The organism is Listeria aquatica (assembly GCF_014223975.1).
Taxonomy (GTDB): domain Bacteria; phylum Bacillota; class Bacilli; order Lactobacillales; family Listeriaceae; genus Listeria; species Listeria aquatica.
Genome location: NZ_JAARRM010000001.1, coordinates 363988 through 376867, shown reverse-complemented (window position 1 = coordinate 376867; position 12880 = coordinate 363988). Strand labels below are relative to the sequence as shown.

At 37.2% G+C, this 12880-nt stretch carries 11 protein-coding genes; 6 read left to right on the top strand and 5 right to left on the bottom strand.

The genetic code is table 11. The features are described from left to right. Positions 1 to 44: 44 nt before the first annotated feature. Together ptsP and HB912_RS01865 are read right to left on the bottom strand one after the other, a co-directional pair. Positions 45 to 1763, bottom strand: coding sequence for a phosphoenolpyruvate--protein phosphotransferase (gene ptsP / locus HB912_RS01870; protein WP_036072019.1), 1719 nt, complete (start codon positions 1761 to 1763; stop codon positions 45 to 47). Continuing rightward, complete coding sequence (locus tag HB912_RS01865; RefSeq protein ID WP_036072022.1) at positions 1763 to 2029, bottom strand: phosphocarrier protein HPr; 267 nt, start codon at positions 2027 to 2029, stop codon at positions 1763 to 1765. Before HB912_RS01865 ends, ptsP begins: the two co-directional genes overlap by 1 nt. 362 nt (positions 2030 to 2391) lie before the next feature. On the opposite strand from HB912_RS01865, the gene HB912_RS01860 reads away from it, so the two are divergent. Continuing rightward, complete coding sequence (locus HB912_RS01860; protein ID WP_185371963.1) at positions 2392 to 2583, top strand: YkvS family protein; 192 nt, start codon at positions 2392 to 2394, stop codon at positions 2581 to 2583. A 78-nt stretch (positions 2584 to 2661) separates the two neighbouring features. Beyond that, positions 2662 to 4164 (top strand): phytoene desaturase family protein, encoded by a 1503-nt coding sequence (locus tag HB912_RS01855; RefSeq protein ID WP_185371962.1) that lies wholly within the window; start codon positions 2662 to 2664, stop codon positions 4162 to 4164. Between the two features lie 71 nt (positions 4165 to 4235). Here the strand turns inward: HB912_RS01855 and HB912_RS01850 are convergent, their stop codons facing one another. Further along, the gene (locus tag HB912_RS01850; protein ID WP_185371961.1) at positions 4236 to 5039 is read right to left on the bottom strand and encodes a DUF422 domain-containing protein; all 804 of its coding nucleotides are present in this window, start codon (positions 5037 to 5039) and stop codon (positions 4236 to 4238) included. A gap of 150 nt (positions 5040 to 5189) precedes the next feature. Between HB912_RS01850 and HB912_RS01845 the strand changes: the two genes are divergently transcribed. Further along, positions 5190 to 5801, top strand: a complete 612-nt coding sequence (locus tag HB912_RS01845; RefSeq protein WP_185372831.1) for a CPBP family glutamic-type intramembrane protease — start codon at positions 5190 to 5192, stop codon at positions 5799 to 5801. Positions 5802 to 5831: 30 nt separating this feature from the next. Here HB912_RS01845 and HB912_RS01840 read toward each other — a convergent pair whose 3' ends face one another. Continuing rightward, the gene (locus HB912_RS01840; RefSeq protein WP_185371960.1) at positions 5832 to 6500 is read right to left on the bottom strand and encodes an O-methyltransferase; all 669 of its coding nucleotides are present in this window, start codon (positions 6498 to 6500) and stop codon (positions 5832 to 5834) included. Positions 6501 to 6732: 232 nt separating this feature from the next. On the opposite strand from HB912_RS01840, the gene HB912_RS01835 reads away from it, so the two are divergent. From HB912_RS01835 to HB912_RS01825, 3 genes are all read left to right on the top strand, one after another. Beyond that, positions 6733 to 8919 (top strand): ATP-dependent Clp protease ATP-binding subunit, encoded by a 2187-nt coding sequence (locus HB912_RS01835; protein ID WP_185371959.1) that lies wholly within the window; start codon positions 6733 to 6735, stop codon positions 8917 to 8919. 164 nt (positions 8920 to 9083) lie between these two features. Then, positions 9084 to 10127 (top strand): acyltransferase family protein, encoded by a 1044-nt coding sequence (locus HB912_RS01830; protein ID WP_185371958.1) that lies wholly within the window; start codon positions 9084 to 9086, stop codon positions 10125 to 10127. A 96-nt stretch (positions 10128 to 10223) separates the two neighbouring features. Next, positions 10224 to 11384, top strand: a complete 1161-nt coding sequence (locus HB912_RS01825; RefSeq protein ID WP_185371957.1) for a VanZ family protein — start codon at positions 10224 to 10226, stop codon at positions 11382 to 11384. A 138-nt stretch (positions 11385 to 11522) separates the two neighbouring features. Here the strand turns inward: HB912_RS01825 and HB912_RS01820 are convergent, their stop codons facing one another. Then, a complete protein-coding gene (locus HB912_RS01820; protein WP_185372829.1) occupies positions 11523 to 12857 on the bottom strand; it encodes a TrkH family potassium uptake protein in 1335 nt (444 codons plus the stop codon). Positions 12858 to 12880 lie beyond the last annotated feature (23 nt).

Genomic DNA, 12880 nt, shown 5'->3' with positions numbered 1-12880 from the left:
CCACAAAAAAAAGACCGAGGATAAATCCTCGGTCTGGAATAATGTTACTCAGCAGTATATTTCTCAACAAGTGCAACTACTTCTTCAGCAGTTGCCTGGTTAAGAGCTTTATCAGCAAGTTCAACCATCTTGGTTTGGTCTAATCGCTTGATTAGCGAACGTGATTTCAAAATGCTTGAAGCACTCATTGAAAATTCATCAAGTCCCATTCCAAGTAGAAGCGGAATCGCTGTTTGATCTCCAGCCATTTCTCCACACATTCCTGTCCATTTTCCTTCTTTGTGAGAAGCATCAATAACGTTTTTCACTAAACGCAAAATGGATGGATTGTATGGTTGGTAAAGATACGAAACGCGTTCGTTCATACGGTCTGCTGCCATTGTATATTGAATGAGGTCATTAGTTCCGATGGAGAAGAAATCTACTTCTTTTGCAAACTGATCAGCAAGAACAGCTGCAGCCGGAATTTCAATCATGATTCCAAGTTCAATATTTTCATTCACATCAGTTCCAGAAGCAACTAGCTTTTGTTTCTCGTCGAGTAAAATCGCTTTAGCTTGACGGAACTCTGCAACAGTTGCAATCATCGGGAACATAATTTTAAGTTTGCCATGAACGCTTGCACGCAGAAGAGCACGTAATTGTGTGCGGAATAAATCTTCATTTGCAAAGCAAAGTCGGATTGCACGGAAACCTAAGAATGGGTTCATTTCTTCTGGAAGATCTAGATAAGGAAGTGTTTTGTCTCCGCCAATATCAAGCGTACGTACAACAACTGATTTCCCTTCCATTCCTTCTAGAACAGCTTTATAAGCTTCATATTGCTCTTCTTCAGTTGGGAAATTGTCGCGACCCATGTACAAGAACTCTGTACGATAAAGACCAATCGCTTCCCCACCATTTGAAATAACACCATCTAAATCGTTTGGTGTACCAATATTTGCCGCAAGTTCAACATGAACACCGTCTTTTGAAACAGTTGATTCATTTTTAAGTTTTTCCCATTCTGCTTTTTGAAGTTCAAAGTCAGATTGGATTTTTTTATAATGCGCGATTTGGTCATCAGAAGGGTTGATGATAACATTTCCTTCAAGCCCATCAATAATAACCATTTCATCTTTTTTCGTATCTGCTGTCACTTCTTTTGTTCCAACAACCGCTGGGATTTCAAGCGAACGAGCCATGATAGCGGAGTGCGAGGTACGCCCACCAATATCAGTAACAAATCCTTTTACGAACTTACGATTAAGTTGCGCTGTATCAGAAGGAGTTAAATCCTTTGCAACAACAACGACTTCTTCATCAATAAGCGCCGGATTTGGAATCGTTACACCTAGCAGATGAGAAAGAATACGTTTACGTACATCACGAATATCCGCAGCACGTTCACGCATATATTCATTATCCATGGATTCAAACATGCTAATGAACATATCTGTTGTTTCCTGTAAGGCAGATTCTGCATTTACTTTATTATTTTTAATATTTTCTTCGATCGGCCCGATCATTTCAGGGTCACCTAAAACTAACAAATGCGCATCAAAAATTTGTGCTTTATCCTCTCCCAAACTTTTAGCAGCTTGTTCACGGATTTTTGTAAGTTCAGATTGTGAAATTGATACGGCATCTTGAAAACGTTTAACTTCGCTTTCTGCATCAGCCACTTCAGATTTTTCAAAAGATAAATCTGGTTCAACGAGCAGATAAGCTTTCGCAATGGCGATCCCGTCAGATGCTGCGATCCCTTTCAACTCTTTTACCATTATTCAGCCATGCCTTCTTTCTTAAGTACCTCAGTTAAACCTTCAATCGCTTCTTTTTCGTCACTACCTTCAGCAGTGATTTTGATTTCAGCACCTTTGCCAACGCCTAGTGACATCACACCCATGATGGATTTAAGGTTTACAGATTTACCAGAGTTTTCAAGATTAATATCAGAGCTGTATTTACTTGCCGCCTGTACGAGTAAAGTCGCCGGACGGGCGTGAATTCCTGTTTCATCGATAACTACAAAACTTGCTTGTTCCATATTGACATTCTCCTTTATCAAAGAAATTTTAATGTGACCTTTTTCACCAAAAAAGGAATTTCAACAAAAAAGGCTATCTCTCAATTTACAAGACTACCATTTTTTTGCCTTTGTTACAACTATTTCACGCGTATTTTTTGGTCAAAAAAATCGTTACTATTCTATTTTATCCGAATTAGCTTGAAAAGGCAATGAATCACGTATTTTCGGGCTGTTTTACGTCCCAGTAAAAAACTTATTTCTTCCTTTAATAACTTGATAAACAGCCATATTAGTTGCAATTATTAAAATTTTAGTGCAAACTGGAAATATTAGTACTTTATAAAAACGGTTCCACATCAATTATAGCGGGAGTGATAAATATGACAAAAGCACAGGTCGGAGATATTATTGAATTCAAGGACGGGTTAACTGGAATTGTTGAAAAAATCAACGAAAACTCTGTTATTGTCGATTTAACCTATATGGAAAATTTTAATGATCTTGGAATAGAAGAAAAAACAGTGGTCAATCATAAAAACTACAAAATCATTCATTCAGCAAACAACGACTGATTAAAAGCGCAAAATTAACGGGTTCTTGTTAAAATTGCGCTTTTTATATGGATTTTTTTAACGTGAGGTGAATAGTTAATGGCAAAAAAGGTAGCAATTATTGGAGCAGGTCCAGGTGGCTTAGCGACTGCAATGAGGCTCCTCGCAAATGGTTATCAAGTAGATATTTTTGAAAAAAATAGTGTTATTGGCGGACGAACAAGTAGGCTCTCGCTTGGAAACTATTTTTTTGATATGGGACCTTCCTCCCTCACAATGCCTCATCAACTTACCTCGCTTTTCATGAATTCGAACCGCAACTTACATGACTATTTAACGCTACTACCGATTGATCCTTTGTATCGACTTTTTTTCCCGTCTGGTAAAACCTTTGCTCCTTCGGGGGATCAGAAAGCGACCCTTAACGAATTAAATCGGGTTTTTCCAGGTAACGAAATGAACTTTTACCGATTTATGAGCGGGAATGCCAAAAAAATTCTTTATTTAACTCCACTGCTCGATTATAGCTTTGGAAGTTTAAAAGACTTTGTCAGGCCGACAATGCTTCGAGCGATCCCTAGCCTTTCGATTGGACGAACTTTAATTGATGAGACCTCGAAGTACTTTGAAGATGAAGAATTACAGCTTGCCTTCACTTTTCAAATGAAATATATGGGGATGTCGCCTTGGGAAATCCCTGGAATTTACAGCGTTCTCCCTTTTTCCGAATATTATTATGGTTCTTTCCATCCAACTGGCGGACAAAGTCAAATTTTGCAAGCGATGAAAACCGTCATTGAGGAGTACCATGGTCAGATTCATCTGAATGCTGCGGTTGCAAAAGTGAATACCTCCAAACATGAAATCACTGGAATTGAACTGCGAGACGGTCGTTTAGTGCAAGCTGATCACTACATTATGAATGCGGATTTAAGTTATGCTGTGAAAAATCTTTTTGTAACAGAGAAACCCTTGAAATTCAAAAATAAAATGGCTCAAAAAAAATATTCTGCAAGCGCCTTTGTTATTTATTTAGGACTAGATACACTACTTCCGGTAGATCATCAAACTGTTTTGTTCCCTAAAAATTACAAAGTTCATGCAGATGAGACTACTAATTTGAAAGTTCTTTCCGATGACTTTTCGATTCATATCACAAATCCTTCTGTAACGGACACAACGATGGCTCCAATTGGACATTCAGCAGTTCGAATTATGGTTTCTGTCCCGAACAACGAAAGTCAAATTGACTGGGATCAAGAACGTGAACCTTTCAGAAATAAAATTTTAGACACCGTTAAAGCCAAGCTACATTTGGAGGATTTAGAAGAACACATCGTTGAAGAGCGAGTGATTACGCCAAAAGAATGGGAAAAAGACTTCCACATCCATCTAGGAGCTATTTTTGGAATGATGCAATCCTTTAGACAAATAGGGATGGGAAACCCCGTGAATAAGTTGCATAAACAATTCAAAAACTTGTTTGTCGTAGGAACGAGTGCTCACACTGGCACCTCTCTTCCTTATATAATGGAAAGCGCCAAATATGCAGTCAATAAAATCATCAAGAAAGATTTACAAAACATACAAACTCCTGACTAGCCAATCAAAAAAGAACAGAAAGCAAGGATGATGCCATTTTCGAAATGGTTTCCCTGCTGTTTCTGTTCTTTTTATATTTCTGTTTCTTTTCTTGAAGGAGGCTCTTCCTTTTTATTATCCAAACTGAAATAATAACAAATTGTAAAAATGATGTTGGCAATAAGTCCAACACTAATGGATGCCCAAAGATCTGCATAAAAGGATAAGAAGACAAAAAATGCCAAGATAATCCAGTACACAATGACAATTTCAGATTTTAGATCCGGATACTTCAAATTTTCCCATTTATCCGTCAAACTTAAAATAAAATAAATCATTAAATGTAAAATTAGTCCGAGTAGCCACCAATTCGCAATATCAGAAAACTGTAAAACCGTTAAACCATTGCCAAGAAACGGAAGTTGTTTAGTTTGAACTGAAATAGGTTCAATCAATACTTCAAAAATCATTACCATTGTTGCGGCAATGACAGAATACATTCCTCCACGTAACCAGTCGATCTTTACCTTTAATGTGATTTCCCTTGCAATCACGTGTGTCCCGGCTATTAGCCCAATCCAAATAAAACCAAAAGTCACTGGAATCCCCTGAATTGTAAAGCCATAATTACCGCCATAATTTTCATCCGCAAAGCCGAGTTGCATCCATTCAATGCTTGTCGTTACAACAAAAATTAAAATCGTAATGGCTGACCCTAAACCTTTACCATATTGCATGATAAAAAAGACAGTGGCAAAAATCCCGGTAAAAATTAAAAAGATGGAATGAATCCTCGTTAAACTGCTCGGCAAAACACCTAGTGAAATCAAAAGAACACTTGCTAGGAACCATAAAATATAAAGCCATAACAAAAATTTATAATTTTTCTCTAACACGGTAACACTCCTTTGCTTGATTCAAGCAAAACTTCCCTTTTCATTATAGCAAATTCTTATAAAAAAAACTCTTTTCAATTGGAATTGTTGCCAAAAGACAGCTTTTCGATTAAAGTAAAGGGTAGAAATGTTTGAAGAGGTGTTATCGTGATTAGAAGCAACCGAATAGATTTTAAATTAATCCTTGGATTAGTGCTTGCAGCTGGATTAATTTTCGTTACATTCAATTATACCAAGAGTTTTTGGTATATGTACGGAGCAGCTATGCTATTTTTACTTAGTTTTGGAATTTTTAATGTGAATTTAAGCAAACAATCTTCTGTCTTAAAAGGACTCATTCCTGCTATTTTTTCAGCAGTCATTTTGTATATTGTATTCTACATAGGTGCCTTTATTTTAAAATTTATGCCATTTGGTTTAAATAGCGCCGTTCATTCTGCCTTTAATAAATTTTCAACAGACAATTGGATCATTTGGATTTTAATGATCATAGCCATTGTTCCAGGAGAGGAAATTTTTTGGCGCGGCTTTGTTTTACAACGTTTATTAGATTCTTACGCAACTTGGTTTGCCATTTTAGTTTCTACTTTACTGATTACATTATTCATGTGTTTCAGTGGCAATCCTGCACTAGTTATCGGCATTTTCGTTGCTTCTCTTTTCTGGAATTTGCTTTATGTTTGGCGACGAAGCCTTATTATGTTGTACCTATCGCACTTACTTTTTGTCTTCATCTTACTTGCCGCACTTCCAATTTACTAAAGCCTTCCACTTTGGAAGGCTTTTTTAATTCTACTTAGTAACAATCGAAAGACTGAATCCATCAATTCCCTTGATGCCAATAGTCGCTATCGCAACCGATTCAAGCGAAGACTCTGCAGCTATTTTTTCTAAATATTGCTGAATTCCTATGACACGTTCATCTGAAGAATTTTCATTTAGAATTTCACCTTCTCGAATAATATTATCCGCGATGATTAAACTGCCGGTTTTTACAAGTTGAAGACTGTAGTCAAGGTAAAGTGGATTATTCGCTTTGTCGGCATCAATGAAGATGATATCAAATGGTTCACCCTTCTCTTGAACAAGCTTCGCAAGACTATCCTTAGCTTCACCAACTAATAAACGTATTTTTCGTCTATAGGGACTTTCTTCAAAATTTTTGTGAGCTACTTTTGCAATTTGCGGATCATACTCTAATGTCACAACTTCACTAGAATCATCATCTAATAGCCCCTTCGCTAAAAAAAGCGTACTATAACCAGCAAGCGTCCCTATTTCAAGCACTCGCTTCGCTCCGCTTAATTTTGTTAAAAAATATAAAAATTGACCTTGTGCTGGTGAAACTTCAATAGATGGCAGTCCCGCCTCTTGACTATTTCGAAGCGCATTGACAAGAAAATCATCTTGTTTCACTAAAAGTGACGTTAATTTTTCATCTACTTTCGCAAATTTATCCAACTTTTTCACTCCAATCTTTCTACTCAACTAAATTATAGCATTTCCACTCGTACATTGTTGTTCTCTAGAAATCCGGTACTAACTTTTTTTTAGTTAATAAGAAAAAATTCGAGCAAAACACTTGAAAGTCAGAAAAGGTCAGTGTATAATAAAAACATAAGGTCAAAGATAGTCAAAGTCAAAACTAATCTTTGAACCCATTATTTACTCTTCCAAAGGAGGAATTTAATTTATGCTATGTCAAAATTGTAAACAGAATGAAGCACGCATTCAGTTATATATGAATATAAATGGTCAGCGCGTTGAGATGCCGCTTTGCGAGTCTTGCTACGCTGAACTTAAAAACCGTAATCAAGCTAATCTGCAAGGAGGATTTGGCTCTTCCCCATTTGATGACTTTTTCCGTCAATTAAATGGGAACATGGATCCAAACTTCGGTGCAGAAAGAGAGGCAAATCGCGAAAGACAAAGTCGAGTTCAAACACAAGCAGCAGGAAACGGTGGAGGTTTACTTGATGAATTTGGTACCAATTTAACGGATCTTGCTAAAAATAATAAGCTGGATCCTGTTATTGGTCGTGATGAAGAAATCAAGCGGACCATTGAAATTTTAAACCGTCGGAATAAAAATAACCCTGTATTAATTGGGGAACCTGGTGTTGGTAAAACCGCTGTCGTAGAAGGTCTTGCTTCGGCAATCGTTGAAGGCAAAGTCCCAAATAAACTACTCGACAAAGAAGTGATTTTACTTGATGTCGCGTCTCTCGTATCAGGAACTGGTATCCGTGGTCAATTTGAAGAACGAATGAAAAAATTAATTGAAGAACTCACTGAACGTAAAAACACGATTCTATTTATTGATGAAGTGCATACCATCGTCGGTGCAGGTTCTGCTGAAGGTTCAATGGATGCCGGGAACATTTTAAAACCAGCTCTTGCAAGAGGGGAACTTCAAATGATTGGGGCTACTACTTTAAATGAATACCGTAAAATTGAAAAAGATGCTGCCCTTGAACGTCGGTTCCAACCTGTCATGGTGGACGAACCTTCTAAGGAAGCTACTTTAACTATCTTGGAAGGCTTAAAAGATCGTTATGAAGATTTCCATGAAGTCGCTTATTCAGAAGAAAGTTTGCAAGCAGCCATTGATTTAAGTGCTCGCTATATTCAAGATCGTCATTTACCAGATAAGGCCATTGATTTGATGGATGAAGTCGGTTCAAAATATAACCTTACGATCGAAAAAATGGATGACAAAGCGGTTGCTGAACGGCTTGAACGTCTGGAAAATGAAAAAGAAACAGCGCTTAAAAATGAAGACTATGAAAAAGCTGCAACGGTTCGAGATGAAATGACTCGCTTGAAGGAAAACAAAAATGCATCAGGTGTCTCTGAACGCCCCGTTATTCAAGCTTCGGATATTCAAGTTCTGATTGAAGAAAGAACAGGAATTCCAGTTGGTCGCCTCGAACAAGATGAACAATCGAAAATGAAAGATTTAGAAGCTCATTTAAATGAAAAAGTTATCGGGCAAAAAGAAGCCGTTCAAAAAGTTGCGAAAGCAATCCGTCGTAGTCGGGTTGGTTTGCAAGTGAAAAACCGCCCAATCGGTTCCTTTTTGTTCGTCGGACCTACCGGGGTTGGTAAAACAGAACTTGGCAAAACGTTAGCAAATGAATTATTTGGTTCAGAAGATGCGATGATTCGTCTTGATATGTCTGAGTTCATGGAAAAACACAGCGTTTCTAAACTCATCGGTTCACCTCCAGGTTACGTAGGTCACGATGAAGCTGGTCAATTAACCGAAAAAGTTCGTCGTAATCCTTACAGCATTTTATTACTGGATGAAATGGAAAAAGCGCATCCTGACGTTCAACATATGTTCTTACAAATCTTAGAAGATGGTCGTTTGACGGATTCACAAGGTCGGACCGTAAGCTTTAAGGATACGGTTATTATCATGACAAGTAATGCAGGAACGGGAACTCATGAAGCTTCTGTTGGTTTTAATACAAGTAGCGATATTCAAAAACTCGAAAAAAGTTCGGACTTGTTAAATCGACTTGGCTACTATTTCAAACCTGAATTCTTGAACCGGCTAGATAGTGTCATTGAATTCAATAGTCTTGAAAAAGAAGACTTGATGCAAATTGTAGACTTGATGATCACCGATTTGAACGAAATGTTACAACAAAACGGTATGCACATTGAGGTTTCTGAAGATGTGAAGAAAAAATTGATTGAGTTAGGCTATGACGCTGAATTTGGTGCACGTCCGCTAAGAAGAACCATCCAAGAACACTTGGAAGATCAAATTGCGGATGCAATGATCGATTCAGATGATGTCTCAAGTTTAACTGCAACACTTGATCAAGATGGTAATATTCAAGTTTCAGTACTTGAACATGTTGTAAAATAAGTTACGCACTCCCCTTAGCAAAAGCAATTTGCTAAGGGGTTTTTTTATGATTTAATAAATTATTCATCGTTTTGTCATTGGATTGTCGGTTTATTGTTACTTCAATATGAGAAAATATATAGTAACCGACTCTATACATAGAAAGGAATGTGCGGTGAATTTTTATGACTGAAAACAAACTTGTTAAACCACGCGACTATTATTTTGATAATGCGAAATTTATTCTTATTTTTCTAGTTGTGTTTGGGCATCTCTTGCAACCCTTTGTCGCCGAGCATGACAGCGTATGCATCTTGTACAGCATGATTTATACTTTTCATATGCCAGCTTTCATTTTAATTTCTGGCTACTTTGCCAAAGGTTTTAGAAAATCTGGGTATTTAATGAAAACGATGAAAAAGCTCATTTTGCCTTACTTACTTTTCCAATCCATTTATTCTGTGTTTTATTATTTCTTACTTAGTGAAGATCGTTTTTCACTTACATTTCTTGATCCAGAATGGTCTCTTTGGTTCTTGCTTAGCTTGTTTTTCTGGAATTTAATGCTTTACGTTTTTTCTAAATTAAAGCCCGTTACTGCTCTCTCTATTGCTACTTTGATTGGACTTCTGGCAGGTTATGTAGATTCAATTGATGGGTACTTAAGCTTATCGCGGACTTTTGTTTTCTTCCCATTTTTCCTAGCTGGATTTTTCCTCAAAAAAGAACATTTCCTGTATCTGCAAAAAAATGCAGCTAAAATCATTGGTGGGGCTATCTTTATAGCGATCCTTGCAATCGTTTTGGTAAGTCCCGGACTCGATGAAGACTGGTTCCTAGGCTCTAAACCTTATGGCGAATTTGTTGATGCTAAAGTGCTCGGATTATTAATGCGCGTTTTGATTTATGCTATTAGTTTTGCAGCGATTGCAGCATTCTTTACCTTTGTCCCCAAAAGACAGTTCTTTTTTACAAAATGGGGTAAAAACACGCTTTATGTTTACTTGTTGCATGGCTTCTTTATTAAATCATTTCGTGAAGCTGGGATGTCAAACATCAGTTATAACTTTGAAACTTTCTTCATTTTAATCGTGCTGGCCTTCAGTTTAACGGCTTTGTTATCCACAAATATTGTTACAACTATTGTCCAGCCCGTTGTAGAACTGCGAATAAATAAAATTAAAAACTTTTTGCAGCGAAATAAAAGTTTTTCCCATGAAAGTTACTAAGTTGTAGTATAGTCAAAATGAATATTTTACGTTAAAATAAGTTTGCCGCTTGTTTCTCTAGCGGCAAACTTATTTTTATAAAGGGGATTTCTATCGATGTCTAGTTACTTATTTCCAATTGAAGTTGCACTTATTTTATTTCCATTTCTCGCTTTATTGCTTACAATCCCCTTCGCGATTTATTCGTACCGAAAATTTGGCAGTATCACATTTATGCGTGTGTTTATCCTTTTTACTTTTATTTTCTACTTAATGGCTGCCTTTTTCTTAACTTTGCTTCCTCTGCCAGAAACCCAAGATGTTATTCGAATAAAAGCTCCGGTCCCTCAACTTGTTCCCTTTACTTTCGTACAGGAGTTTCTTAGCCAAACCGTTTTAGAGTTCTCAAAGCCAGCAACTTATTTGCCAGCTCTCGCACAAAACGTTGTAATTCAACCGCTTTTTAACGTTTTTTTACTTTTTCCGCTCGGAGTTTATTTACGTTATTACTTCCGCACTTCGTTCATAAAAACGCTTATTATTGCTTTTTTAATCTCGCTTTTCTTTGAAGTCACACAATTAACTGGAATTTACGGGATCTATCCGCATGCTTATCGTTTATTTGATGTGGATGACTTAATGCTTAATACACTTGGTGGGATTATCGGCTTTTTAATGGCTCCTTTGTTTACATTTTTCCTTCCATCACGGGAAGCTATGGATTCTTTAAGCAGTCAAAAAAGCAAGCGCGTCAGCTACATTCGTAGATTCCTAGCATATTTAATTGACTGGTTTTTCATTGGAATTATCGGTTTTCTGCTAACTTCGATTCATTTAATCCCCAAACAAGCAGTATCAAACACTGTAGAGGTCAGTTACGAACATATTCTTTATGATATCGCGATCATTTTTCTTTACTTTGTTTTTCTGCCAACCATAACAAATGGCTTTACACCAGGAAAATGGATTGTACGTATAAGAATTGCAAGCATTGCAGGAACACGAGTGAGCTTTTGGCAATTATTAGGGCGTTACACCCTTTTCTATTATTTACTTGGTGGACTTATTTTAGTTCCGCTCAATCAACAAGTTCAAGAAATCGCTACCCCACAAATTCGTTTAATTTTATTCTTTATTTCATTTTCATCGCTTTTCTTGTTTGCACTGCACTTGATCATAAATTTCTTCCGAAAAGACAACCGGTTGTTTTATGAAAAAATGAGTCATACAGTTTCGGTAAGTACATTTAAGTCGAAAATTCCAGAAACTGACCATTAAAATTGAGGCTTGAACAAAATGAAAAAATAAGGTTAACTAGCCAAAAATAAAAGAACAGAATCATTCAATGAGGCCATTTGTAAAAATGGTATGCTTGATGATTCTGTTCTTTTTTGTTTTATGTCCCAAACTCATTTTTTATCCGGTAATAATTTTTTCTTTCGGCAAGCGAATCGCATTTTTAGGTTCATTTTTATTGCGCAAGCTAAGCATAGAATACATAATCCCAACGCGCCCAATAAACATCAGTAGGATAATAATAATCTTGCCCGCGAGACTCAAGTTTGGCGTGAGTCCGAGTGACAATCCACAAGTTCCAAAAGCAGAAAAGACTTCAAAAATAATTTCAATTAAGGTCGCCTGTTCCGTTTGTGCAAGCAAAATAATCGAAGAAAAGCAAAGAATTCCCGCAAACAAAGTGACAGCAAGTGACTTCCGAACGTCTTCTTGATAAAGCTCGCGACCAAAGACGTAAATGTGGTTTCTGCCACGAATCACTGATACTAAAAATAAGATCACAATGGCAAAGGTTGTAGTCCGAATCCCGCCCCCAACAGAACTTGGTGAAGCTCCAATAAACATCAAAATGGAAACAACTATTAGCGTTGGAATCGTGAGCGAACCTGAATCAATCGTTTGCAAGCCAGCACTTCTCGATGTGGCAGAAAGAAACATCGAGTTGAAGAAGCCTTCTGCTACACTTCCCCCTTTGAAAAAATGATTGTATTCCATCAGCCAAATAAGTAAACCGCCGACAACAAGCAAAGCCATGTAAGTCACCGTTGTGACTTTGACAAACAAAGAAAAACGGAAGGGATAAAGAGAATTCTTTTCAAACAAGAAACGGCGTGTTTCAAGCAATACTGGAAAACCAATCCCCCCAGCAATGATGAGCAAAATCGAAATAAATTGGACAAAATAGTCGTTTACAAAAGGCATAAGCGAGTTTCCTGTAATGTCAACGCCGGCGTTTGTTACAAGAGATACGGAATTATATAAGCCTTGGAACATCGCTTCTCCAAAAGTTGGATAAAACGGAATAAAATAAAGTCCTAAAACAACTGCACCCACGAGTTCGATGCCAATGATCAAAAACAATATTTCACGCAACATTCGCACCATACCACTCATGGTATATTGATTCGTATCCGTCATAATTAACTGGCGTTGCTTTAAGCCGATTTTCCGCCGTAAAATTAAGTAAAAGAATGTGCTCAACATCATGACACCAAGTCCGCCGAGCTGAAAAATCCCCATTAACACCCAGATGCCTGCTGTACTATAAATTTGTCCGACATCAATTGTTGCAAGGCCGGTCACACTAACAGAACTTGCCGCTGTAAATAAAGTATCAATAAAAGATACATGTGCCCCTGGCTTTTGTGTAAACGGCAAACTTAAAAGAATAGTCGCTATTGTTACCGCGAAAAAATAATACGTGATGATAATTTGAACAGGCGTCATGCGCGACAGAATAATACGCACTTTATTGCGGA

Excerpts from the sequence above, each read along its gene's own strand:
- ptsP (WP_036072019.1), bottom strand. The coding sequence starts at position 1,763 with ATGGTAAAAGAGTTGAAAGGGATCGCAGCATCTGACGGGATCGCCATT.
- HB912_RS01865 (WP_036072022.1), bottom strand. The coding sequence starts at position 2,029 with ATGGAACAAGCAAGTTTTGTAGTTATCGATGAAACAGGAATTCACGCC.
- HB912_RS01860 (WP_185371963.1), top strand. The coding sequence starts at position 2,392 with ATGACAAAAGCACAGGTCGGAGATATTATTGAATTCAAGGACGGGTTA.
- HB912_RS01855 (WP_185371962.1), top strand. The coding sequence starts at position 2,662 with ATGGCAAAAAAGGTAGCAATTATTGGAGCAGGTCCAGGTGGCTTAGCG.
- HB912_RS01835 (WP_185371959.1), top strand. The coding sequence starts at position 6,733 with ATGCTATGTCAAAATTGTAAACAGAATGAAGCACGCATTCAGTTATAT.
- HB912_RS01830 (WP_185371958.1), top strand. The coding sequence starts at position 9,084 with ATGACTGAAAACAAACTTGTTAAACCACGCGACTATTATTTTGATAAT.
- HB912_RS01825 (WP_185371957.1), top strand. The coding sequence starts at position 10,224 with ATGTCTAGTTACTTATTTCCAATTGAAGTTGCACTTATTTTATTTCCA.